The organism is Mesotoga sp. H07pep.5.4, assembly GCF_003664935.1.
Lineage (GTDB): Bacteria > Thermotogota > Thermotogae > Petrotogales > Kosmotogaceae > Mesotoga > Mesotoga prima.
On sequence record NZ_JFHM01000018.1, the window covers coordinates 52918 to 79179 of the forward strand.

Below are 26262 nucleotides of genomic sequence, written 5' to 3' on the forward strand. Positions count from 1 at the left end.
GAACGATGGACCGTTTAGCTGGCTGTTTAAATGTCTCACGCTTCCTAAATGATATTGCACTGTTATTGGTAATCTGCCTGGATGAAGGCACTTCTTTCTGCGCCACGATGCATAACCGGGTATTGTCGACTGAAAAAGAAATTTTCTGAGTTAATGAAGATTTGTCGTGACGAAGCTTTTACAACTTCGACCCTGGCTTTTATTGAAAGAGGTTCGTAAATTTCGCAGAAGGCCTTTTGGCTAAAGACTTGTAGAGTGTGGCAAAATAGTTTCATGAGAGATTTCTTGTCGATTCTTAAGTGGCGAGGCGTCGAAGGGTTGAGAATGCTGACCCGTCAGGGAAAGAGAGCGTTTGTTGCTTCTTTTCTTGCTGTCGCATTCGTGATAATGATCGCTGTACCGATTGCCTTCTACTTGAGAGGTTACCTCGTGCCGAATTTCTCCAGGGTCGCCGATCTTTCCGATCAGTTAAGGGAGCTGACGGGAATCGATCTAAAACTGATAGTCATTTCATTCTTTTCGGCGATAATATTCTCAATACTCCTTGGGAGCGACCTTCCAATAGTAGTCTCAAACCTTTTCTTTTCTGAACGGGTTGAAATGCTGCTGAATTTGCCGGTAAGGACAGCCACTATTGCAAACGTTCAGTTGCTTGAAGTTCTGGCTGCGGGAGGATTGCCCATACTTCTTTTTGCGCCGGTCTTCATGGCCGCATTAAGAGGCTTGGGGTACTCGGACGGGAGATTCTGGATGGCCCTCGTCTTGCTCTTTGTCTTCGTGCTCAACACTCTGGCGATAACTGCGATAATCTCATTCGTGATTGTCTTTCTATCCAAGGGGCGCTTTCTTAAGACGCTTTCGGCTATGATGACCATGGTTACGCTTTTCGTTTTCATTTTCACATTGAGATTCATGGACTTTTCCGCAATTGATCTAGCAAAACCTGATCAGGTTGCAGAACAATTCGGCGGGCTTCAGAGCATTGTCACTTCCCCCTATCTTCCCTGGTCGCCCTTTGTAAGAGCAATTACGGGAGATACAAGGGATCTTGCCGTGTTCATAGTATCCTCGATAGGTATCTTTTCTTCTCTAGCACTGCTAGAAATCTTCCTTTACAGCAAGGTTCTCCAGAAGCTTATGACTAGACCAATCGGGAATGTGTCCACGAAATCAAATGGAGATTTCAAAGTTCATGGATTGTTTTTGGGTCTGCTGATAAAGGATTCATTGTTGCTTCTTCGAGAGCCCAAACTAATGTTTGCAATTCTGTATCCTTCACTGTTCGTCCCTGTGGTTGTTCTTGTCAACCCGGGTCTTCTAAGCAGCTTTGGTATTTTACAGCTGTTGGGTCTTATAGTTTTCCTCTTCAGTAACTACACAACTGTCTCTTCGACCGCACTTTTTGCTTTTGAGAGGCAACTTGGCGATACTTCGTGGTTGTTTCCCATCAGGCGGGGCAAGACGATCTTATCGAAATCGTTCGTTATCACCTCTCTGTATTCTTTCGTCATTTTGCTTGTAGGTCTGTACGTCTCCAACAACACTTCACAGTACAGGGCTTTCATGATGAATTTCATTCTATTTATGATTCCTACGATCTTCGTTCTTTCATTGTTAGGGGGATTTCTCGAGAAGAGCTTTGGAACGAAGGATTCGAAGAACGTTTTTAAGGCACTAAGTCTTTCGGGTGCGATTCTATCTTTCCTTCTATCAACACTTCTCCCTGTTTTTTCAACGCTTCCAATGACCCTGTACATTTCCGGAAATATCGGTCTTTTTCTTAATTTCATGAATATCCCTATAGTTTCACCCTTTACCTGGCTCTTAGGACTCGTTTTGCCGGTTTCTCTCTGGGTCTCTATAGCCTGGGCATCGTTCAGATCACTGTGCTATAATTTTGTCTGAATGAGGATTTTGGAGGGATACGCTTGAAGGTTCAAGATGCAAAACACTTGAGTAAAATAATTATGGAGTCTGGAGAGATCCCACTTCTCTGGGGCCACTTTGGGGTTGGAAAGACAGATCTCGCTAGGGAGATCGCATCCGAGACGGGCAGAGAACTGATAATTCTAGTGATTTCACAGATGGAGCCCGGTGATCTCATCGGAATGCCTTCAAGGGATGGAGAGCGGACACTGTTCTTAAGGCCTGACTGGTGGCCAACCGAAGGAAATGTCATATTGATGATAGATGAAGTGAACAGAGCTCACAGATCGATAAGAAATGCAATAATGCAGCTCTTGATAGATAGAAGAATACACAATCACTTTCTTCCGGAAGGAAGCTGGATAATGGCAGCTGCTAACCCGCCGGATGAGGAATATGATCAGGTAGAGCTAATAACTGATCCCGCCTTTATGTCAAGGTTCTTCCACATAGAGCTCACTCCAGATCCCGATGAGTGGCTTAAATGGGCTGAAATTCAGGGGATGCCGAGCAACGTGACGAATTTTATTAGGGAGTATCCAGAGTTTCTTTCGAGGGATACAATAGTTTCGATGCGTCTCGAGCTGAGGCCGAGCCCTCGTAGCTGGTATAAGCTCGGAAGAGTATTCGCAGACCTTTCAAGCGAAGAGATCGAGAGATACGGTTATGTAATAGCTGCAGGCATTGTTGGTCCCGAGGCGGCCAGGACTTTCATGAGCAAGATTCAAGGTAGCGAACTTCTCCCTTCTCCAAGAGCTCTCCTTCTCGATCTTGACGAGAACATTTTAGGGAGGCTTTCGGAGGGGGACATCTCATGGACCAGTGCCTCGGTGCTCCGTGTTACGAAGCATCTTTCTGAGCTAGATGATTTGCAAGTTCAGGAATACTTTCAGAACGTTCCGGTAATCGCCGGTAATCTTCTCAGAATTGGGAAAGTGATTCCAAAAGACTCATTCTTCTCGGTGATAAGGCACATTGTTCATCAGGTAGAGGGAGAGAAGGGACTGAAGCGGGCTTTTTATGAGAATCTTCTTGAGGAACTGGCAATGGATCACGACGTTCTGAAATTCCTTCAAAGGAGCGAAAAGGATGAAAAATGAGGAATTGATGGAACGGGCAGTCTTTGAACTGGGAAAAGACAGCCCCTTCTACAATTTCCTGCTCCTCTTCATAGATAGAATCCCCTCGGTTGCGGTAAGAACGTTGAAACTCCGAGTTAGTTCAAGAGGAAGGTTTCAGCTCCTATACAATCCAGATACTCTTCGAAACAGACCTTTGACGTTTACAAAGGCATTACTAAAGCATGAGTGTCTCCACATAGTAAATGGTCACATACTGATACCGGTAAGCAAGTCCAGAGAAAAAATGCTGTGGGATCTGTCGATGGACGCGGCCGTGAATCAGTTCATACGGGAACTCGATGCTTTCAGCCTCCCAATGGATTCGATTTTGAAAGAAGGCTGCGGGACCGACAACGAGAGGTTTTTCGTTGGACCTCCAATGCAGTATCCGGGAATGACGGCAGAGTTCTATCACGACTGGGGACTTGACTTCATGAAGAAGAACAAGACCATTGATCTCGAACTACTCGATTCAAACATCTCCAGGCCGGATTCACATGAGGACTTTGGCAAATTCGAGCTTCCTAAGGAGTTTGTAGAGGATCTACTGAAGCAGGTGATCTCTGAGACTATGGAAAAGGCCAAGACCGGCATGCCAGAAGGTCTCGAGGGAGTTATGAAGCTGATTCTCGACAATCCCGTTCTCGACTGGAGAAATATGATTCGACGTTTCTTTGGTTCCTCCATGCAGGTTGGAAGGTACAGAACTCCGATGAGGCCCAACCGAAGATATGATGATCAACCGGGATGGAAAAACGACTATGCGGCGAAACTGGTGGTAGTTGTCGATACCAGTGGGAGCATTATCGAAGAGGAGTTCAACTCTTTCTTCAGTGAGATAGACGAAGTTACAAGAGTGACAGATTCCAGGGTCTGGCTTGTGCAGGTTGATGAGACGGTTCAGAGTGTGATGAAATATGGAAAGGGAATGTGGAGAGACCTTAAGCTAATGGGAAGAGGAGAGACTGATCTTCAGCCGGCCGTCGATTACGCTCAGGAAAAGCTGAGACCTGAAGGTCTCCTCCTCTTCACCGACGGGTTCACGGATTTGCCTACAGTTTCGAGAAGAGTATTGTTCGTTCTACCAAAAAGCCACAATTCAGAATTTGCTGAAGAAGCAAAATCAATATACGGACGTTCGTCGGTGGTGTTTCTTAAGTGACTTACTATTCCGGCCCCGAAAGCTACAGGGAAATTCTCAGGAGAGTCTACGAAAAAGTTGAAGACAGCTTCGTCTCGTGGGCAAAACTTGTCAAAGACCACTCTGATCGACTGGACAATGCTTTTGGCCACTTCATGACACTGGTCGTTCAAACTTCAAAAGGGAACGCTCCCGTTCTTTCGGTCTTTGTGGACAGCGAAGGCAGAGGTTACGTGGGTCTTTCAAACTCATCTCCATTTGAGACAGCAAGCGCTTTGTACCGGTTCCCAAACGAAGTCGAGAACCCGTATATGGAAGTATTCGCCGGTTTCTTTGGGGACGAAACGGAACTGACGTACCATCGAGCGATCTTTCAAAGTCCTTTGAAGCTTTACTTCCTTGCTTACTATGGTAATGAAAGGCTTCTACGTAAAGAGATTCTGAAGGACTCCCTGCGCGGAAAGGATTACTTCAGGTTGTCGGAAGTTATCGATGATACGCTGTTTTCCATTTGCAAAGAAAATTATAGAAAGTGGATTGAGTTCGACGACGGAGAAGTCCTAGTTTTTCCCTTTCAAAACATTCTAAAAATCGCCTTTGGTCTACCAAAGATAAATGAAAACATCGACCGTTCTATAATTATGGAGCTTTCAAGGTTGTTCAGGATCGAGGTAACAAAACAGTGTGACGTTCTCAGAAACTCGAGTGTAACTCCCGACATGAATATCTCGAGACCGGTTGCAACTGTTTTCGAGATAGATCTAGTAGACTCAAAACCAGTATACGAAAGGCTTGAATCATTCTACAAATACTACTCGAAATTCATATCTGAAACGATAGAAAGCATGTTGAGATTCATTCATACTGATTTTCCGCTGAGCAAATAGGTGGTGTGATTTGGCAAGGCAAACGCTTAAGATGTTCTATCCGATATCGATAAAGAATATTCGGAAGTTGAAGGCCGGAGACTTGATCGAATATACTGGTCAAGTTCTTCTTGCAGATGAAACTACTGTCGACAAATATAGAACATACGAGAGACTGGAAGGTACACCGTTTTACAATCTTTCGAGAGAGCTCATTCTTTTCTGTACTCCATCAGAGGGAGGACTCAGCTCAGATTTAGTGAAGATTGATCTCGATGATCTTGAGTATCTCTTTATGTCGGGCATAACGGCGACCGTTGGGCTCAATGTCGAGGACGAGGAAATAACGGCCTTGTACAAACGTTTCTCAAGAGTCAACCTCTCTCTATGCAATCGGACATCTCTATATCCGGTCGATTTGAATGAACCCGTTCCCGAGGAAGTAGAATGCGGTATGAGTATATCGCTGAAAGATGTGCTTCTCTATGTCGATATTTCGAGTCGGGGGACGAAGTTCGGCAGTGAGGAAGATGGCTGACTTTAAGACACACATATGCTGGGGTATCGCTTCCTATCCGATATTCATCTTACTTTCACTGAGTGCTATTGAACTCTTGCCCGTTCAGCAACTTCAGGATAGCAGACTGATAGGTTCCGGATATCTTTTATATGTACTCGGAAGCGATCTGCCTGACATAGATTCGAAAAGCGCGTTGATAAAGAGAATTATCGAAATACTAATCGCAAGTTATGTTGCTTCTGCTCTATACATTTCCATAATTTCGCCCAGGGTTCAGCCATTCCTGCTTTCCAGGCTTCCTTCACTGCCTGTGGCAGTTACACTTTCCTTTTCACTTGCCATTATTTCCGGACTGGTTGTATCCAAACTGACAAACCTTCTCAGTCACAGAGGCTTTTTTCATACAGTATGGGGAAGCCTTCTATATGGGCTGGTAATCGAAAGTGTTGTGGTTTTCAGACTGGAGTCGTTTGGCGGTTCAATGAATCATACGGAGACAATCTTTCTGGGTATTGCCGGTTCAAGCGGCTACTGTCTACATCTGCTTCTTGATAAAATCCACGGGGTCAAAAGAACACGAAGATCCGACCCCGGGCAAGAGAGTAATTCCATTTTGTAACTCCCGCCTGTTCTCGAGAAATTTCCGACACTGCCAGAGGTTGTCTTTACTGAATCATCAAACAGAGGCAGTTTAAAGCCCTGTTTATCGAGTCGTTCTATCAGTTCTTTCTGGAGTAGAACTGCCTTCTTCAGTTCTATTTCTGTCCGTAATAAGCATCTTTTCCGTGCTTCCGGAAATAGTGTTTGTTCATTATATACTCAGGAAGCGCTTCCGTTTCCCCTTCGATCAAAAGCGTCAGGCATGCCATCTTTGCAATTTCCTCTAGAATTATGCTGTTCTTAACGGCATCCTTCACATCTTTTCCCCAGGTAAAAGGTGCGTGACCGGCTACCAGTACTCCGGGAGTTCTTTGGTAATCTCTAGTGGAAAAGGTCTCTCCTATTATCTTACCCGTATTTAGTTCGTAATCGTTTTCGACTTCTTCAGTTTTCAGAAATCTCGTGCAGGGCACTTCTTTGTAGAAGTGGTCTGCATGGGTCGTACCAAAGCATGGAATACTCTTACAAGCCTGCGCCCAAGCTGTTGCCCAAGTTGAATGGGTGTGAACTATTCCGCCTATTTCACGGAAGGATCTGTAGAGAAAGATGTGAGTCGGTGTATCTGAAGAAGGTTTAAGACGACCTTCCACTACTCTTTCTTCGAGATCGACAACCACCATGTCGTCCGGCGAAAGCATGGAATAGTCTACCCCACTAGGTTTAATAACAACTAGACCTTCTTCTCTAGATATTGCGCTGGCATTTCCCCAGGTAAGTTTTACCAGTCCATACTCATCGATAGCGATATTAGCCTTGTAGACTTCCTCCTTAAGCTTATTTAGCATATTCTCTTCCTTTCACATTCAGCGTGAGCAATTTCCATGACAAAGCTAAGATCAAAGCTTCTTCAGTTTGTAGTATATTTCATTGTATCTAAGTTCCTTTTTGAACTCCCTAATGTCTGTATTTTCATCTATCACGACGATTTCAATTCCGAACATTTCACAAAGATCTTCAAGCTGTTCTGTGGTGACCGTGTAACTCATGCTTGAATGATGTGCCCCACCGGCCAGAATCCAGGCTGTTGCGGCAGTTGATAAATCTGGTTTCGGAATCCATAGGACCCTTGCTACAGGCAGCTTGGGCATCGCTACCTCTTGCTTAACAACATCCAGCTCATTTACGATCATTCTGAATCTATCTCCGAATTCGACGATACAGGCCTGAACAGCGGGTCCCGCTTTCGCATTGAACACTAGCCTTGTCGGAGGTTCCTTTCCTCCTATCGATAGAGGATGAACTTCTAAAGAAGGAGTACCATCGGCTATCGATTCACATACCTCGAGCATGTGTGCCCCTAACTCTTTCACGTTTCCCGGTTCAAAGTGATATACGTAGTCTTCGATAAATGATGTTCCTTTATCGATGCCTTCGGCCATTACCTTCATGATTCTTACAAGGGCAGCCGATTTCCAGTCTCCCTCTCCTCCGAAGCCGTAACCGTCTCTCATAAGTCTTTGGACTGCAATCCCCGGAAGTTGTTTCATTCCGTGAAGATCTTCAAATGTAGTTGTGAACGCCTTGAAACCACCATCTTCCAGAAACCTTCTCAAAGAGATTTCTATCCTTGCGGCTTCGCGAACTGAAGACTGAAATTCTTCTTCAGAGACCGTCGATTTCACAACGGGATACTCTTTCAAGTATTCCTTAACTAGTTCCTCGGCTTCACTTCTTTTCACTTTCTTGAAGTATCCTTCTATGTAATCTCCGACCGCAAAGCCATGGATTTCGTAACCGAAGTCGATCTGGGCGTCTACCTTGTTTCCTTCGGTAACGGCAACGTCCCGCATATTGTCTCCCAATCTTGCGACCTTGAGTCTATGCGCTTCGTTCCAGCCTAGAGCCGCCCTAAGCCAATCTTCAAGCTTTGAAATGACAGTCTTGTCCGTCCAGTGCCCGGCAATTACCTTGCGCTTCATTTCTAGCCTTGTGGAGATGAATCCGAACTCCCTTCCCCCGTGAGCAGATTGGTTCGTATTCATGTAATCCATATCTATGGTATCCCACGGTATCTTCTGATCGAACTGGGTATGGAGATGAAGAAAGGGTTTGTGAACGGATTTCAGACCGGCGATCCACATCTTCGCCGGTGAAAACGTATGCATCCATGCGATCAAACCGATGCATCTGTTGTTGGAATTCGCCTCATCAATTGTTGCTTTTATCTGAATTGCATCTTTTAGCACGGGTTTCCACATGATTTTTGCTGGGGCAGTTATCTTCTCATTGAGAGCGTTCACTAGCTTTTTAGAGTTCTCTTCGACCTTTCTTAAAACTTCTTTACCATATAGCTCTTGACTTCCCGTCAAAAACCAAACTTCATAGCTATCTGTGCTGATGATAATCAGTCCTCCTTTTCGCAAAGAGATTGGTCACCCATGTTTATCCAAAAAACATTGAAGCTTTAAGACTACAAATAACGGTAGATTTTTGGAGCGCTTGAGACCAAGACAGATTGATGGCTTTCGAGATTTCAATGCTTTGTCGTAACCTATGGATTTAGTTTCGTCAAGCATGAATGATTCTGCACCTCTTAACTCAGCCAACACCTTGTTTCCGAAATCAATCAAACCGTCTCATAACTCTTTCACCTGGCTTTGGAACCAGGTTCTCGAATCTGTCTAGGGGATTCATGATTCCCATTTCTTCTAGTGTTCTAGAAGCTGAGACGAACAAATCTCATGCACATCTGCTCATACTTCTCTTAGACAGTTCAGAGAGGTTTTTGAACACCTTGACTTCTCAATCGCATAGGGCGAAACAGTATAATAAACTGATACGTTGCCCGGTGAAACCCCATCAACCTAACATGAAGCTAGTCTCCTTACCTAGAGTCAATAGGCTTCAACGAACTCGGCCGTCTTAAACTCTTCAATGTCTTAGTGCGCTTCATAAGAACTTGACAGTTCCGAACAAACGGATCCAGAGTATCTTTGAAGCTCTGCGACCAGCCAGACGGAGACCACTCAGCGATAGATCGATAACGACCTCTCTAAAAAGCCTCTGTGCAACGGCCGATGACTTTCAACTACTTGCTTCGAGCTTCAAGTTTCCTCAAAAGATCGTTTCCCGTCTCAACTCTTATCGCTGGTATCCATTCTCACCGCTTAGACCATTTTCCACATAGTCTCCTTGGTTTTCTCGTACAGCTCCCGGAAAAGAGAATACTGTTTCTCGTAGATCTCCCTATGGTTTGGGTCGGGGCTAATCGGATCTCTGAATTTGACCCAGTCTTTGATTCTTTCGGGTTTATCTATGAGCCCAACTCCAAGGCCTGCGAGGAATGCGTCACCGAAAGGCGCCTCAACGAGACTGGAAACCTGTCTCATCTTATATCCTGTAATATCGGCAAAGATCTTGTTCCACACCGTAGATTTGGCCACTCCGCCGACTATCCAGCATTCATCGTCAAGTTTCAGTCCAGCCTTGATTCCATTTTCCATGTTGTGCCTCAGTGCGTATGCAGCACCCTCCATGAGAGCCTTGTATATATGCGCTCTTGTGTGGACAAGCGTCACTCCAAAGAAGACACCCTTGGCAAAAGGATCCCAAATCGGAGAACGCTCACCCATGAAATACGGAAGGACTATTAATCCATCGCTTCCGGCTGGAATCTTTTCAACTTCCCTATCCAGCAACTGGTAAGGAGACGTTCCAGTTCTTTTTCCAACAGACTCTTCGCTGTCTGCGAATTCATCCTTGAACCATTTTGCAAGAGCTCCCGTGGTTGCCGAGCCTCCAAAAGAGTAGATTCTTTCGGTATCGTGAACCACATAAGGAAAACTGACCAGACCAAACGGCATTTCCTTTCCATCGTGGACCGTCCCCCAGCACGTAGAAGTCCCTACCATCGCTACGTGTTCACCTTCTTCGAGTGCTCCTGCGGAAAGCTGGGCAACCGGCGCATCTATGCCTCCTGAAACGACTGGAGTTCCTTCGAGCAGACCACACAACTTCGAGCTTTCGGCAGTTATTCTGCCAACGATATCGCTAGACTTCACGATTTTTTCTGGAAGGAGTCCCATAGGTATTCCCAGAGCTTCGCACATCTCCCTGGACCACGTCAATTTCCTTATATCGAAGACGCCGCCAATGTTTCCTGCAGAGGAATAATCGATCGCGTCTTCACCCGTAAGCAGATAAACTACATAATCTTTCGGCGTCACAAATTCATAAGTCTTTTTCCAGACTTCCGGTCTATTGTCTCTGAGCCACATGATTTTTGTGAAGCCGTAATAAGAATCTACATAGTTTCCCGTTATTGAGAAGATTTTCTCTTTAGGAATGTTTTCCTTCACCCAGCTTGTCTGAGCGGTTGCCCGTCGATCCATCCAGATTAAGCATGGATGCAGTGGCTTCATCTCTCTATCGACGGGAACACCAGATCCACCGTAAAGGCCGCTGATAGCTAATCCGGCGATTTCTTTTTTTGCAACTTCTGCTTTTTCAGCAACTTCCCTTATCGTGTTGAAAGCGGCCTTCGCCCAAACATCCGGCCACTGCTCGGCCCAGTTTGAACCTGGCTTTATTACGTCGTACTCTCTTTGAGCTTCTACGAGGACCTCTCCTCTTTCATTCACCAGTACGCTCTTCGTCCCCTGAGTTCCAATGTCACATCCGATTAAGTACATACATATCACCTTCTAGATTTCGTCATTTTCATGCCTTAACCAAGATTGTATCTCATCCAATCCAGGTTCGCCGGAACCGAACGCCTCGCCTTCCTTCCAGGGTCTTACAGACTACTTTCCAGCGAGAACTCGATTACATTTGCCGACATCGGATCGAGCTTAAGGAGCATCTCCGTAGAACAGTTATCTAGTTCCTTTTTTATTAGTTTTATTCGATCTGGATTGTCAAAATCGTTCATCTCATCGGGAGCGGAACCGGTCAATACATTCAGAACCGCCTTCTTCTTGATCCCGATTCCCGATAGATCCAGACGTACTTCCTCTTCCTTCTGGTAATAGTTGATCAGCGCGACGCTTAGAACCTGTTTCTCTTCGTCATAGGTTGCCGACCCGTCAACATAAGGTACGCCGCTCAGCTTGAAGCTGTTTCGTCCCTCAACGAAGGTTCTCGTATTGATGTCGTAGGTATCGCAGTCTACCGCCATGTTTAGTCTAGTTCTACCGGTGTGATTAACGAAGAGATCGAAAGCATGGTAAATAGGAGTGAGGACCATTTCGTCTCCCTTCGTTTTTATCATGCCAAGAGCGTTTACCATCTGAGCAAGGTTGGCCATATGGACGGTATCGGCCATTCTGTGCATGACCGTGAAGATTCCCGCTGCAAAAAGGCCGTCTTTCAGGGCATAGGGTTCTTCAAGGAGAACGATTCCCTTATCCATGCTTTCCTTTTCGGCACTTATCTTGTACCATACATTCCACTCGTCAAAAGAAATCTTCACATGATCGAGGCGCAGGTGCTTTATGAGTGCTTCGAGTAGTCTCAGTCTCTGTTCGCAATAGTAGACAGAGGCTACTGTTCCAAGATAATCATCGGACCCGTGATATTCGTGGATCGAGATGTAATCTATAAGATGCCCCGCATGTTTCAAGACCGTCATATCCCAATTTGGGTCGTCGGCGCCGACTGCTATCACCTTTATTGATCGATCTACGCCCTTCATGAACTGGGTGTACTGACGAAGTTTCTCAGCGTATTCAGCTGCACTGCAATGGCCCACCTGCCACGGTCCGTATACTTCGTTCCCGATTCCCCAATACTTTACGCCGTAAGGTTCTGGGTGACCGTTTTCTCTCCTCATTCTGGAGTACTTCGTAGGAGTATCCAGATTACAGTATTCTAGCCAGGAGATCGCCTCGTCGAGAGTAGCGGTTCCCAAACTGACTGCCAGGTAAGGCTCGGTGCCAATCTCTCTGCAGTACTGTATGAACTCATCTGTACCGAATCTGTTTGATTCCACACCACCCCAAATGTAGTTCGGGAGCTGAGGACGCTTCTCGAGAGGGCCGATCCCGTTTTCCCAGTGATAGGCAGACACGAAATTACCGCCGGGCCATCTAAGAATTGGGCACTTGATTCTCTTTATAGCTTCCATAATGTCTTTTCTGAAACCCCGCGAATCGGACTTAGGAGATTTTTCGTTATAGATTCCATCGTAGATACATCTTCCAAGATGCTCGGCAAAGTGACCATAGATCATTTCGTTTATCTTCCCAAGCTTTCTCGGCCACACTTTCACTGATGTCTGCATCTTAATCCCTCCCTCGTATTTATATGGTGCTAGAGACCAGTCGTCTCCAGTCTTAATACCGTTACTGAATTCCCGGAAAAGGTTAGTGTAAATTCGTTGGATAGGTCGGACATTCCCACCGTTTTCGGTCGTACTTTATCTGGATTCTGGAATGTGTTTTCGTCAAAGATGTTCTCGGAGGTAATGGAGATCATCTCTGCCTTCCCGGTTATCTGAACCTCTTCGCCGATCTCAATTCTGAGTTTCTTTTCTTCGGGCCAGGGATTCACGATTTTTATAATCAGTTCTTTGCTTTCATAATCGTAACTGCAGACATGATACAGCGACTTGAACCAGTAACCGATTATCTCTATGTCTTCATCGGTCAGTGACGAGGGGATAATCACATCTCCAGTGTTATCGTTGAACAGTTTCTGAACGTGATAACTGGGTGTTCCGTATACTCGAGTATTGTCGAACCAGATGAGGTCCGGGGTCCACTGTGACCAGCCCTCTCTGTTGAACAGAGGTGCGTAAGCGGCCATTATTACGATGTCGGAATTCCGCTCGAGGCCGGTCATTAGTGCTGCTTCTGCTATCGCTGCTTGAAGAGTGTTTCTGGTGCCGGCCGCGTGGGCTGCGTACTCTCCAAGCATCACCTTCGGACCAGATCTGTCATATTTGTCATATCTGTCTGTATTTCTTAGCATCCATTCCGGAACTGCATACATATGCTCATCAAAGATCTCGATACCATTGCTTCTTGCCCATCTCCATGCACGATTGAACGAAGCTCCTTCATATGAAGGAGGACCGCTGAAAATAATAGTAATTTCGGGATATTTCTCCTTGACAGCTTCTCTGAACAACGGGAAGCGATCGTGATACTCCGTTCCCCAGTTCTCGTTTCCAATGCCTATGTATTTGACATTGAAGGGTTCTGGATGGCCTAGCTCGGAACGCTTCGAATCCCACAAAGAATCGGATGGCCCGTTAGCGAACTCTATGAAGTCGAGAACATTTTGAACCCACTCATCCATTTCGTCCATTGGGCAGTATTCGGCACCCCTAACTTGGCATGACATGCCGGCGTTGAAGATCGGAATAGGTTCGGCTCCAAGGTGCTCTGAAAGAAGCAGATACTCGTAGAATCCGATTCCATACGACTGATGATAGCCCCAAAGATTATAGTTGGTCTTTCTTTCTTCAATTGGACCTATTGTATCCTTCCATCTGTAGGCATTTTCGAGACTATCGCCTTCGACAAGACAACCGCCAGGAAATCTGACGAAAGCGGGCTTCAGCTCTTCCAGCATCTCAAGCAGATCGATCCTCATGCCGTTCCAGTTCTCTTCGGGGAAGAGGGATACCATATCAAAAGAGATCTTACCGGAGCCCTTCATCGTTATGATGAGTCTTCCATCATCCAGGCTTTCGTTGGGCTGCAATTCCACCGAGTATTTCTCCCATTCAGAGCTAAATGCCGTTCCCAGGCTTTTCTCGGCCACAGGTTCACCTTTAGTATCGACCAGCATAACCTTGATTTCACCGTTATACTCTTCGTCGCTTCGAACAAATACCGAGAACAAGTACCGTTCGCCCTTTTTAAGAGGTATACCGTCGTAGCCATCATTTGAAAGGGATATCAGCTTGTCGTCAGATTGAATTTCGAAGCTCAGATACTTGGTGTTATTCTTGTTGAGAGGCCGATCAGTCTCAATCGAAAAGGTAGCCTTGCAATCGGATTCAAAGACCGCAAACCAGCCTTCGACAGGATCTTGATGCTCGAAAGATCGATTTCTTATCATTTCTGCATACAGGCCACCGTCTACAGCATGATTTATGTCCTCGAAGAATATCCCGTACAGAAGAGAGCTAACTTCTGGGCCCAAACTGCTTGGGTCTACCTTCAAGACATGGTCGGGATTCGCTAGAGCGGATGTGGAAAGTGAAACAGCAAGAAAGACCAGAGTGAGGATTATCGTCGTTGATCTCATCCGATTACCCCCTCGATCATTGTCCAAGAACGAGCGTGAATTGATTGTTCTCGCTCTTCTTAACGTTTATCGATACTGTCTCGGAGAAGTTCTCAAATTCTACCGTGATGTCGTATTCTCCTGAGAACCCGCTGAAACACAATTCTCCAGACGAGTCTAATTCTGCTTCAAATGAGGTCTTCCAATCTCCATGGATGAGTTTCATCAGCTCGTAGAACATTGGTTTTTCTGACAGGTCGTCACGAAGAAATCCGCTTCCGGACTGCCAAGCACGGTAGAAATTCCAGTAGGTAATTACCTCTACTGCGGGATGACTGAAAAACACCGTGTAAAAGATCTTTGCGATCTCCGCCTGTATCTCTTCGGCCTCATTTATGGATACATCGAAGGCATCGATAACCGCGGGAAGAGGGATTTGAAATTCAGAAATGTGAATTGGCTTGCCGAGCTGAGCCAGTTCATCTATAGCAAGATAGATACTTTCCAGTGATTGCAGCTGGCTTAATAGATCTTGAGCGGTGAAGATATGTGCTTCGGCTCCTATTACGTCTATAGGGACTCCGTCACCTATCAGTTGTCGAGCTCTGGAAATGAAAGCTCTTCTTGTCCGCTCGTTCACAAGTACCCCGTACTCGTTAAGAACCGTTATGGCATCTGGGTCAGTCTCTTTGACAATCCTAAACGATTCTGCAATGTAATCGGGACCAAGAGCATCGAACCAGCTTTGAACAACAGGTTCGTTCACAACATCCCAGTACTGCACCAAATCTTTGAACTCTTCTACTTCTCTCTCAACTCTGAAGAAAAGGGCCTCTCTCACCTCTGCCCACTGGCCAAGCTTCCCCTTAACTTCTATCCACGCAGGAACACCTACACTTGGGGGGTTGCCCCAAACCAGAGTATGGCCCTTAACAGGCACTCCGTTTTCATTAAGCCATTCGGCTATCTTCTTTGAAGCCTCGTCTAGCCGGATTCTGCCTTGTGTAGGTTCGTAGTCCTTCCAGTAGAAAGATGGTAGAGTGGCGAAATTGAAGAGATCGAGGTATAACCTTTTATATACCTCTAAATCCTCTTCAGGCAAGGGCTTGATTCCAAACCTTCTCCCACGGTTGTAGCTTGTCCAAGCGTAGGCATAAATCAGATACTCAGGGGCATTTCCAAAGAAGAATTCGTGATTCATCTGCCTTACCGATACGTGTGCATCGCTAACAGGATGCCCATTCTCATCCACGATCTCAATCTTGATCGGCACCTTTCTATTGGCTTCTATTCTCTCTTCGAAAGCACTAATGTCGATGTCAATAGGCAAAACACTACCTCCAAAACATAGACTAAGAAACAGCAGGCCAAGAATCAAGACAAAGTATCTCTCAAGGGGTGTTCCAAAACTCTCTCCTTCGGTTTTCCGAAAACACTTCTTAATTCCTGACATAATATCTACTCCTTTCCAAGCGATCCCAGGGAAATTCCTTTCATCAAATACCTGTGGAAGACAATGAAAATTATCAAAGAGGGTGCTACGGAGAAGAATGCACCGGCCATCATCGGACCGATTCCTCTGTAGGGGTCTCCCCACCCCGCGCTAAATCTTATGAGAGCTATTGGGAGCGTGAACTTGTCGGCCTTGCTGAGGATTAGTAATGGCCACAGGAAGCTGTTCCAGGATCCGAGAAATGTCATCAAGCTGAGTACAAGCATCGCGGGCTTAATGTACGGAATCACGATGCTTATCAGAAACCTGAACTTAGAACACCCATCTATCCACGCGGCATCCTCCAGCTCTCTGGGTATGTCTAGCATGTACTGCCTTAAGAGAAATACCCCGAATGTCCCCCCAAGGCCAGGCAAGATCAGGGAAAGGTAGGAATTAGATAGTCCCATACCGTTTATTATGAAGAAGTGAGGTATTAGGAAGAGAACGGCAGGGAAGGCCAGGACAGCGACATAAATCCAAAAGATGAGCATACGTCCTCTAAATCTCAATCGAGATAGAGCATAAGCGGCCGGGATTGACAGAACCAGCGTTGCAAGAGTGGAGCTCACCGCAACAATCACACTGTTGAGAGTTGCTCTGATGAGTGAAAGACCACCTGAAGGTGCGAAGATGATCTTGTAGTTTTCTAGAGTTGGATTCTGAGGTATCCATTGAGGAGGAGTTTCAATTACGGCTGCCGCCGTTGATTTCATAGAAGTCGACAGCATCCAGAAGATCGGTGCAAACCAGAAAGCTGCAAAGGCCCAAAGAAGAACAGTCACTATCACTGCAGTTATTCGTTTGCTGAGTTTCTTCTTGTTTTTGGGGACTGTTGAAGTCATAGTTTCACCCCTCCGTCGATCGTATAGATTTGGTGACCAGAACTAGCTGAATCACTGCGAAAATCAGTACGATCGCAAATATATACCAGGAGATCGCCGCGGCCCTTCCGAAATCCTGTCGCTCAAATCCCACGAGATAGAGATAGTAAACGAGTGTACGAGTGGTCCCTGCGGGTCCTCCCCCAGACAATATATAGGCTTGATCGAAGAGCCCGAATGCCAGAATCGCCTGACGAACGACATCGAAAAACAGCACGCTCTTGATCCATGGGAGAGTTATGTAGATGAATCTCTTCCATGGTCCGGCTCCATCTAGTTTTGCTGATTCGTACTGTTCGGGTGGGATTCTTTGTAGAGCTCCAAGATATAGCAGTATGCTGAACCCAACGATCCACCAGACCGTAACAAGGATAATCACTCCCCAGGCTACAGAAGTGCTTCCAAACCAGGAAACCGCATTGTTGATGAGCCCGACTTTATCCAGGTAATAGTTGGCAAGGCCCGAAGGAAAGGAAGCAAATATCCATTTCCAGGAACTCAGAATTCCTACAGATCCGAAGAAAGCTGGCGAAACGAAGGCAACGAGTAACCAAAGCTGACCGAAGCGCTTTTTCTTGAGTATGTGGGCGAAAAGGATTGCCACAATTATTACCAAAGGGACGCTAATCAGTGCAAAGATTACAGTGTGCTGAACCGTTGGCCAGAACCTTGAATCGTTCCATGTCCGCACATAGTTATTGAAACCAATGAATACGTTTTCTTTCAGGAGACTCCAGTTGAAGAAACTGATAATGAGTCCGAATACTAGAGGGACAGCAACGAAAAGAATGAAAAAGAACAGGTGAGGGAGGAGGAACAACCACGATCCAACCTCCCTGCGGAAACTTCTTGGTGACTTAGAATGTGATTGTCTCAATTACTCCTCCTCCCTTCACCTTATTAACCGTTACTTACGCAGATCAGTTTCTCGACCAATAGTCGTCGAGAATTTCCTGAACGGCAAATGCCGCTTCCTTCATTCCAGCTTCTGGGGACATCGAATGGAGTACGAGGATTTCCTCTAGATAAACGGCGATTTCGGCCTCAATCTCTGAAATAAGCGGGAACATCTGGAACTGCCTCACATATTCAGAGTCCTGAGAGACCGCGTAGATATGAGGAAGCCTTTCCTTCAGTTCCTCACTCTCGGCAATGGACTTTCTTGCGGGAGTCTGTCCTGCTTCATACCAGTCTATTGCGTGGTCCCAAAGATACTTTATGAATGTTGTCGCAGCTTCAAGTACCTTTGGATCTTCGACCATGACAGCTGGCATTGCAAGCACGTGGGATCCTCCAAATACGGCCTTAGTGTTGCCTAGCTGAGGAGCTACTGCATAACCAAAATCCTCACCCAGCTGTTCCATCCATGGCTTGATAGTCCAGATACCGGTAATCAAGACCGAGCTTTCGCCCGACTGGAAGGAAACGCCTGGGTCGGCTACCTGCATCGGCAGAATACCCCTATCCTGCATCTCAAGCATTAACTTACAGACTTCGATTCCGGCTTTTTCAAACGCAGGTGCCTTGAAGTCGTCGGTAAGCACTTCACCGCCGTGCTGCCAGAGAAGGTGGAACCAGATCCATGTCCAGGCAGGGTTCTCATAATATGGTGTCAAGCCTTCAGGCGTTATAGGCAACAAAGCCTCCATGGCAGATATGAATTCTTCTCTCGTTTTCGGCGGGTTGTTAGGATCTAGGCCTACCTTTGCGAAGTTTGCCTTGTTGTAGGCCATGTAGAACAGCCATATGTCCAGAGGAATTCCTACCACTTTACCATCCACAACTAGTCCTTCGAGAACACCTGGGAAGATATCATCTGTGTCGATTCCATAGTTTTCAAGCCATTCTTCCTTTGTGAATCCCTTAAAATGTTCGAGGTAAAGAGGCATGTCGAATTTCCTGATGAACATGATCTCGGGCGCTGTCTTAGATGCAATACCCATTGAAAGTTTGTTCTTCATATCCAGAGAAGACTCTACGACCACATGAACAACTTCGATGTCAGAATGCTCCTCGTTGAATCTTGCCACGATTTCATCCATGTAAGCTCCATCAGCTCCGGTCAGCGGTGACATCATCGTAATTGTTATACCGAAAGAGAAACCAACGGCAAGAACCAGCGCAAGTACCATAACCATCAACTTTCTCACTGAGTTTCACCTCCTAGAAATACTAAATACCAGATTGTTAATGAACAAGAAAACGATCTAGTCTCTGATCTATTGCCTGTCATACCACCCCCCAAAAAAAATGATATTTCTTGATCAGTCAGACCGAAAAAATGAGTTAAGCTCTTCACAGAAAAATTGGTTGTTTGATTACGTTTGAAAGCACTGGCTTCTACTCTGGTTTGTCGGGAAATACATATATGTACGTACCTTATTGAAAAAAACCAAACATACTTGCCCACACTTCCGCACAAAAGACAGATCCAGAATTCTGCCACGATTAGAAATCAGTTGTTATTAAGAGGAGAATCAATTCACGGTCACATTGTAGCAAAATCGAAGAAGTTGCGCCAAATTCGATTAGAGCCGTTCTCTGATGATCTGAGCCGGGTTTGGGCCGATATCTTCATATTTCTATTAATCGAATATTGAAAGGACGGATTCTCATTGATTTCTTCGTGATTATCATAGAATAATGTCCGTACATATATGGAGCGTTGATTCCGGACTAATTCATGAAGAAGTCCGATATTTCGATCTAAACAGGGGATAGCATATGGCAACGATTATGACGGAAACTGTCTTGGAAGCGCAAACCATTTTGTTTTCCTTTTCTGATTCCTTTCGTGAAACGAACATGTAGGAAATGCCCTTTTTCATTTCTCGACTTTCTCTCCTCTTTACCGAAGTTCCTGGAACTTGAGAGGAAGAGACAAGAGGTTCGTATTTTGAGACGGAAAAAACCCAAATCCATTTTGACGTTGGGAATAACTTTCTCGGAAGATTCCATAGCCGTCGTTTCTATAATGGATTCCTATCGGCGTCTCTCTCGCAGAGAAGTCAAGTTCCTTTTCTCAATAGATCGAAGAACCTCGAACAGATATGAGAGAAGATTTTTTGTTTTGGCCTTCCGATTTCTGCTCCTCGGTGCCCAGCAGGGGTATTTTCTTTCACGACGCCAGTTAGCTTCTTGTGCCATTGCTAGTCCAATATTTTCTGAAAATCTAGTTCTTAGTTGCGTTTCTTATGGCTTCGAGGCACCAACCCTTACCAGTCCACTAATAAGAACCTGGGGCGAAGAGTACAACCACGATTTTTGACAACGTTGTTTAAGAAGGAATCGCTCTGGACGTCAGAGCCACAAGTTGATTTGCGAATGACGAAGAGAAACTAAGATAGTCACAGAGTGAAAGCCAAAGATGTAAATTCCATGATCGCTTAGCCTTTAAAGAGGGTTGCAGATGATCTGTCTTAAGATCAGAAGTTTGAGTTTCATAAAGAAAGCGGTTCAGAACTATTCCTTCACACCAGCAACTGAACTTCTTTCAATCAATTCCGGTTTATGGACAACTCTATAAGCTTTGGAGCCATTGAGCATGTCAAGAAGGATTTCGACAGACCTTCTTCCCACATCTTCTTTTGGGTGGGCAAAAGTGGTCAGGATGTCTCTGAAATCACCGATAGGCCCGTCATCGAATCCTATAACCGAGATATCTTCGGGTATATTTAGAGCAAGTCTCTTTGCTACCAGCTGTAGCTGAAGGGCCGTCGCATCGTTGTAACAGAAGATTGCAGTAGGGCGAATCTGCAGCGGTAACGACATCAGTTCATGAGCGATTTGCATAGGCGCACCTGTGAACTCCGAAACGTTGAAGGACTTTTCGTATATCTTTGAAAACCCCAGTTGTCTGCAGCGATCTACGAAGCTCTTGGCCCTTATGACGCCGGGAAGGTGTGTCGATTTGTATATCACGGCAACTCTTTTATGACCGTATTCAAAGAAGATCTCCGCCGCTTTTTCTCCTCCAAAGGCATCGTCAAGAACATTGCAGCTCACTTGATCTATGTTCCAGTCGCTGTGTACCAGAACAATCTTGATTCCCGATTTTGCCATAGATTTCACTAGATCTTTATTTGACCTCTTTGTAGCACTGTACACAGGATCGATTATCAAACCCTTTACCCCGGAAGCAATCCACTCCGACAGGATCTGCCGTTCCTTGACTGGATCCTCCGCCGAATTGCCTAGAAGCATCTTGTATTCATTTCGAAAGAGGTGGTCCTCGGCCCCGAGCACTATATATGGAAAGATGTAACTGGTTATTTGCTGGACTAGAATGCCCACGAGGTGGTTGTCACTTCCATAGCCTACAAAGGTTCCAAGGCCCGGTCTCCTGACTATTGCCGCCTCGAAAGAGAGCCTATCCAGAGCCTTCCGGACAGTTTCTCTGCTTGCACTGAACTTCTTCATAAGCTCTTTCTCCGTTGGAAGTTTATCTCCAACAGAGTACTTCCCGGACTTGAGTTCTTCAAGCAGAAAATGCTCAATTACTGAATACTTAGGAGTGATAACAGTCGCCTCCAGTTAGAATGTACGTACATATAGGATTCTACACCTGAATTATTTTTGAGTCAAGTTTTTGCACTCAGCTAGAATAAAGAATGATTGTCATCGATCGGGATTTTACTCAGCAGTCGCGCGGGAAAGCATAGCGGTAAGAGTCAGTCATTCAACAGTCAGGGTATCTTCTCCAGGAATGGGATCGTGCTCTCTAATCACGACGGGAAAGCACTGCTGAGGCACTGTTTGTTGTAGTTTTCCATCTTTTGCTGTTCACAAGGCTTTTTGGAAGCACCTCCTAAACAAACTGTGTCAAAGGTTCTATCGCTCGGTTCATATCTATTCTTCAAGCTTTCCCTGCAGTGGAAATTTCGATTTTTCAAGTTGAATGATTCGAAAGGAGTTGTCTCGGTAAGTTTCGCACATCTAGTGATCTACGTCGGCCCCAGTGTTTAATGGGGCTGCGATTGCGTTTATTGCATTATTCATGGTTTTTTGAAGGGCTAAGACGAAAAAAACTAGTCTATTTCTCTGAGAGTTATTTACTAGTAATTCTCTAAGAATCCAGTGGTGACTGCAAGTTACGGGTAATAGTAAGAGCTAAGTCCGGAATGAATATTTCTCGCCTTCCCATCTCGACTTCCCAGAAGCTGCACTTTCACAGTTTCCTTTGCAAGGATTGGTTAACCGACAGAGATTAGAAAACGTGAATGGCCCGCCTAATAAACGATACTCATCGAATAAGAGAAATCCAGCGTCTTGTGATGTTCTGAAGTGTTTTGAAGTACGAACCCCTTATCTTGTGCAATTTCTTCAAGGGTTTTGTCTGCCTCTAAGAACTCCCTAACTAATCTGAGTTTGAACTCAGGATCATAATGCTTGCCTTTCGGATGCTTCAGCCATATTCACCCCTTCTCCTTAGTCTACTATTCCTCACTTATTTGTTTAATTCCCCTGGGGGTGAATACGAAACCTTTCCATTCTCTTGATTCATTTACCAGAGAGAATCTAAAAAACTCGATACCTCCCTAAAGAGCTAACAAAATGGTACAATGATTTTGACTAACCGGTTAGTTAGGAAGTGGTGTGATGAAATCAAAGGATGCTAACGATGCAAGAGAAAGAATCATCGATGCATCGATAGAGCTGTTTTCAAAAAGAGGATTCCATGCAACTACTACAAGTGAGATTGCTGAGGCCGCAGGAGTGACGAAAGGGCTGATCTATTACTACTTCAAAAGTAAGGAGGAGATCCTAAGCTACGTAGTTAATTCCTTACTTGAAGATGCCACTTCCATCACCATGGATTTCGTCCAGGAAGGCATCATTCAGATGATCAAAGACGGCGAACTCGATATTGAATATGACAGGATGAAGTTTTCGAACGAGGAGTCTGCTATTGTTTTCGTGAACCGATTACTTGAATACTATGAAAGGATACTCGATTATCTATTGGGAAACAGGTTGTTGCTGAGGGTTTTGATGTTCGAATCATTGAAAGACAGCAAACACCATAACGATCTCTTCAGGCTGCTTGATCTCTCGAGAGACATTGACAGCAATCCCATCCTAAAATTGATTTCCGAAGCCGACCACGATTTCACTTACTCCCTGGACATGGAATTGTTCAAGTTCTTCTTCTCTGTAATGCCCCTTGTAACTTTTGCAGCATACTATGATGATCTGAAAGAGAGAAGTATGATGAGTGGTGATGAACTGCGCAACTCATTTCTTCAATCGTTCAGAGTAGTATTGTCTTCTTTGAAAAGCGGGAATGAGATTTCGCTCAGAACAAAGCGCTCTGACGATACTGAATGAAAGCGTCGGCCCGGAGTTAAGTCTGTATTTAAAGCGATCCAAGAAGTCGCGATATGGATTTGCCTCCTTGAAGTTGCACACAGAGAAAACGGAGGATACTAAGAATGGCATGGTACTCATTGGAACTAGAAGAGGTATTAGAGAAACTGAATGCTGATCCCAACAAAGGATTGAGTTCTTCTGAAGTGGAAGAACGATTGGCTAGATTCGGCAGCAACACCCTGAGAGAGGAACGAAAGAAAACCATCTTCGAGCGTTTCCTAGAACAGTTTAAGGACGTTATGATAGTTATCCTTATGGCGGCAGCCGCAATTTCCTTCGTTGTTTCTCTATTCGAGAATGAAGGTTTCTTCGAACCTGTTTTGATAATGCTTATAGTAGTCTTGAATGCGGTAATCGGTGTAATACAGGAAAGCAAAGCCGAGAAGGCTCTCGATGCTTTGAAGAAGCTTTCTTCACCTAATGCGAAGGTAATACGTGATGGGGAGCAAAGGATCGTTCAAGCTTCGAACGTGGTCCCAGGTGATATTGTGCTTGTAGAAGCCGGTGACTTCGTTCCAGCCGATGCTAGAATCTTGAGTTCGGCAAGTCTCAAAGTTGATGAGTCAGCCCTAACCGGAGAATCGGTTTCGTCGGAGAAGAAAACCGAGGCTAAGGTTAAAGAAGATGCTACTTTGGGAGACCGGTTCAACATGATTTTCTCCGGTTGTAGCGTTACTTATGGAAGGGCAAAGGCTGTTGTCGTAGAGACTGGAATGCAAACTGAAATGGGGAAAATTGCGAGCATGCTTTCAGCGGAAGAAGAGACGGAAACTCCTCTTCAGAAGAAACTGACTGTTCTTGGAAAGTATCTTGCAATTGCGGCTATAGTTACCTGCGCGATAATCTTTCTGGTTGGTTTGATTGATGGCATTCCGATAATGGAGATATTCATGATCTCCGTTTCTCTAGCCGTTTCGGCAATACCTGAAGGCCTTCCTGCTATCGTGACGGTTGTTCTTGCCATAGGAGTGCAGCGGATGGTTAAAAGAAATGCGATAATTCGCAAGCTGCCAGCCGTTGAGACCCTGGGAAGTGCAACCGTAATCTGCTCAGACAAGACAGGAACACTGACTCAGAACAAAATGACACTGGTTAAGGCCTTTTCCGATTGTAATTCAGCTCTGGAAGAGATCTCTTCCGAGAACTCGCCAGAAATAAGAAGTCTTTTACTGTATGCGACACTCTGTTCAGACGGAAGAATCATTTATGAAAGTGGAGAAGAAAAACAAATAGGAGACCCAACTGAGACAGCGATAGTATTTGCCGCTAAAAGGAATGGAATCGAGAAAGAGAAAATGGAGGAGAAATATCCAAGATTAGCCGAGATTCCATTCGATTCAGAGCGAAAAATGATGACAACAATCAACAGAATCGAAAACAAGAATGTAGTAATTACAAAGGGTGCAATTGATTCAGTTGCCCTTAGATGTGTTGCAGGAGACGTCGAAAAGGGAAGAAGAATTGCAGAAGAGATGGGTAGCGATGCCCTGCGAGTGCTTGCCATAGCCTATAAGCATATCGAGGAGATTCCAGAGTTCCTTGATCCCGCCGAGATCGAGAGCGGGCTAACATTCATGGGTCTCGTGGGTATGATTGATCCAGCACGGCCAGAAGCAAAGGAATCGGTGGCACTATGTAAACAGGCCGGGATAAAGCCGGTGATGATAACCGGTGATCACAAGCTAACCGCCGCAGCAATTGCCAGAGAAGTCGGGATTCTGTCACCTGAAGAAAAGGTTGTTGATGGAAGCGAACTTGCAAAAATGCCGGATAGTGAGCTCGAAGAACGAGTTCGGGATATCTCGGTTTATGCCAGAGTTTCTCCTTCAGACAAGTTGAGGATCGTTCGGGCATGGCAGAAACAAGGTGAAGTGGTGGCAATGACGGGAGATGGAGTTAATGACGCTCCTGCTCTCAAGGCAGCAGATATAGGATGTGCCATGGGAATAACTGGAACCGATGTGGCAAAGAGCGCGGCTGACATGACACTTACAGATGATAATTTCTCAACTATTGTAGAGGCCGTGAAGGAAGGTCGGGGGATCTATGCCAACATAAGAAAGGTGGTTGGTTTCCTTCTTGGAACTAATATAGGGGAGATTTTGACTGTATTTACGGCGATGATTATCTGGAGAGAAGCTCCTCTAATATCTGTTCAGTTGCTCTGGATAAATCTCGTCACCGACAGCTTACCTGCAATTGCATTAGGCATGGAACCCGTTGAAGAGGATGTTATGAAAAGCAAGCCTAAACGAAAGAATGAAGGGATATTTGCAAATGGACTTGGTTACAGAGTAATTCTGCAGGGAATCATGTTCGCTTTTCTAACTCTGATTGGGTTTTCGATTGGCTGGAAGAGTACCGGAGATATTGTTGTAGGCAGAACAATGGCCTTTGCTATACTTTCTTTGACCCAGATCTTCCATTCTTTTAACATGCGGTCAAATCACTCGCTGTTTAAAACCGGTTTCTTTTCCAATGTCTTCCATATTTTTGCCACAGTAGTGTCGCTGGCAATGGTTGCTTTTGTTCTATTCATAGATCCAGTAGCGAGAATATTCGGGCTAGCCAAGGTGAATGCTTCGATGTATTTGCTTGCTTTTCTGCTTTCTCTTGTACCTATACCGGTGATTGAGTTGGAAAAGCTCGCAGGCGTCATAAGACACAGAGATTGATAATTAAAGACCTGTAGTTCGCCGACAAAATACCGTGTGCAAACGGACTTGCCTGAAAAGCATACAGGACTTATCATGAAGTTCTCCACGTTTGTTCCTCGTTATACATCATAATATATGTAATGAGAGGATTATTTTCTGCTTCCTGCTAGGGTCCACAATCTCAATAACCCTTCCTCGCCAGAGATGACCTTACTTCTTCGAGAAAGTGGTTTACAATCGTCAATGTGTCGCGCTTAACTTCTCGCGGAGATCCATTGAAGACCAGCAGTCTCATCTGAAATCTTCTCTAACGTTCCCTCGGTGGAATCAAAAAAGGCAAGATTGAAGCCATTTCTTTAGCAGTGCGTTCGCGGATCTTCCCACGATCTCAAGATCGACTATGGCTGTATCGTCCTATTCTTAAGTCAGAACACTCGCAAAGAATACTTCC

18 protein-coding genes are annotated in these 26262 nt (G+C 45.2%); 8 read left to right on the top strand and 10 right to left on the bottom strand.

All coding sequences use genetic code 11. The features are described 5' to 3' along the window. The first annotated feature begins 324 nt into the window (after positions 1–324). The 6 genes from Y696_RS10460 to Y696_RS10485 are packed head-to-tail and all read left to right on the top strand — an operon-like array spanning position 325 to position 6193. The gene (locus tag Y696_RS10460; protein ID WP_259459923.1) at positions 325–1905 is read left to right on the top strand and encodes a hypothetical protein; all 1581 of its coding nucleotides are present in this window, start codon (positions 325–327) and stop codon (positions 1903–1905) included. Positions 1906–1928: 23 nt separating this feature from the next. Continuing rightward, positions 1929–3026 (top strand): AAA family ATPase, encoded by a 1098-nt coding sequence (locus Y696_RS10465; protein WP_006487654.1) that lies wholly within the window; start codon positions 1929–1931, stop codon positions 3024–3026. Next, positions 3016–4209, top strand: coding sequence for a VWA-like domain-containing protein (locus tag Y696_RS10470; RefSeq protein ID WP_006487652.1), 1194 nt, complete (start codon positions 3016–3018; stop codon positions 4207–4209). Before Y696_RS10465 ends, Y696_RS10470 begins: the two co-directional genes overlap by 11 nt. Continuing rightward, positions 4206–5075, top strand: a complete 870-nt coding sequence (locus tag Y696_RS10475; RefSeq protein ID WP_006487650.1) for a DUF4895 domain-containing protein — start codon at positions 4206–4208, stop codon at positions 5073–5075. The genes Y696_RS10470 and Y696_RS10475 overlap by 4 nt, the downstream gene beginning before the upstream one ends. A gap of 10 nt (positions 5076–5085) precedes the next feature. After that, a complete protein-coding gene (locus Y696_RS10480) occupies positions 5086–5592 on the top strand; it encodes a hypothetical protein (protein WP_006487648.1) in 507 nt (168 codons plus the stop codon). Further along, positions 5585–6193 (top strand): metal-dependent hydrolase, encoded by a 609-nt coding sequence (locus Y696_RS10485; protein ID WP_259459924.1) that lies wholly within the window; start codon positions 5585–5587, stop codon positions 6191–6193. The genes Y696_RS10480 and Y696_RS10485 overlap by 8 nt, the downstream gene beginning before the upstream one ends. Positions 6194–6329: 136 nt before the next feature. Here the strand turns inward: Y696_RS10485 and Y696_RS10490 are convergent, their stop codons facing one another. The 10 genes from Y696_RS10490 to Y696_RS10540 form a co-directional block, all read right to left on the bottom strand. Next, on the bottom strand, positions 6330–7019 hold the full coding sequence (locus tag Y696_RS10490) for an L-ribulose-5-phosphate 4-epimerase (protein WP_006487645.1): 690 nt from the start codon (positions 7017–7019) through the stop codon (positions 6330–6332). Between the two features lie 51 nt (positions 7020–7070). After that, the gene (gene araA / locus Y696_RS10495) at positions 7071–8597 is read right to left on the bottom strand and encodes an L-arabinose isomerase (RefSeq protein WP_006487643.1); all 1527 of its coding nucleotides are present in this window, start codon (positions 8595–8597) and stop codon (positions 7071–7073) included. A 744-nt stretch (positions 8598–9341) separates the two neighbouring features. After that, on the bottom strand, positions 9342–10865 hold the full coding sequence (locus Y696_RS10500) for an FGGY-family carbohydrate kinase (protein WP_006487639.1): 1524 nt from the start codon (positions 10863–10865) through the stop codon (positions 9342–9344). A gap of 104 nt (positions 10866–10969) precedes the next feature. Beyond that, complete coding sequence (locus Y696_RS10505; RefSeq protein ID WP_006487635.1) at positions 10970–12454, bottom strand: alpha-N-arabinofuranosidase; 1485 nt, start codon at positions 12452–12454, stop codon at positions 10970–10972. Positions 12455–12483: 29 nt separating this feature from the next. Then, a complete protein-coding gene (locus Y696_RS10510) occupies positions 12484–14430 on the bottom strand; it encodes an alpha-L-arabinofuranosidase C-terminal domain-containing protein (protein ID WP_006487632.1) in 1947 nt (648 codons plus the stop codon). 16 nt (positions 14431–14446) lie between these two features. Continuing rightward, positions 14447–15862, bottom strand: coding sequence for an endo-1,4-beta-xylanase (locus Y696_RS10515; RefSeq protein ID WP_006487630.1), 1416 nt, complete (start codon positions 15860–15862; stop codon positions 14447–14449). Positions 15863–15867: 5 nt separating this feature from the next. After that, positions 15868–16746 (bottom strand): carbohydrate ABC transporter permease, encoded by an 879-nt coding sequence (locus Y696_RS10520; RefSeq protein WP_006487628.1) that lies wholly within the window; start codon positions 16744–16746, stop codon positions 15868–15870. Positions 16747–16750: 4 nt separating this feature from the next. Next, a complete protein-coding gene (locus tag Y696_RS10525; protein ID WP_006487626.1) occupies positions 16751–17662 on the bottom strand; it encodes a carbohydrate ABC transporter permease in 912 nt (303 codons plus the stop codon). Between the two features lie 43 nt (positions 17663–17705). Further along, the gene (locus tag Y696_RS10530) at positions 17706–18935 is read right to left on the bottom strand and encodes an extracellular solute-binding protein (RefSeq protein ID WP_006487624.1); all 1230 of its coding nucleotides are present in this window, start codon (positions 18933–18935) and stop codon (positions 17706–17708) included. A gap of 1312 nt (positions 18936–20247) precedes the next feature. Beyond that, the gene (locus Y696_RS10540; protein WP_183084212.1) at positions 20248–21303 is read right to left on the bottom strand and encodes a GntR family transcriptional regulator; all 1056 of its coding nucleotides are present in this window, start codon (positions 21301–21303) and stop codon (positions 20248–20250) included. Positions 21304–22383: 1080 nt separating this feature from the next. On the opposite strand from Y696_RS10540, the gene Y696_RS10550 reads away from it, so the two are divergent. Both Y696_RS10550 and Y696_RS10555 read left to right on the top strand, forming a co-directional pair. Beyond that, entirely contained in the window at positions 22384–23112 is a 729-nt protein-coding gene (locus Y696_RS10550; protein WP_006487619.1) for a TetR/AcrR family transcriptional regulator, read from the top strand. Between the two features lie 104 nt (positions 23113–23216). Next, positions 23217–25829, top strand: a complete 2613-nt coding sequence (locus Y696_RS10555) for a calcium-translocating P-type ATPase, PMCA-type (RefSeq protein ID WP_121510444.1) — start codon at positions 23217–23219, stop codon at positions 25827–25829. The last annotated feature ends 433 nt before the right edge of the window (positions 25830–26262 follow it).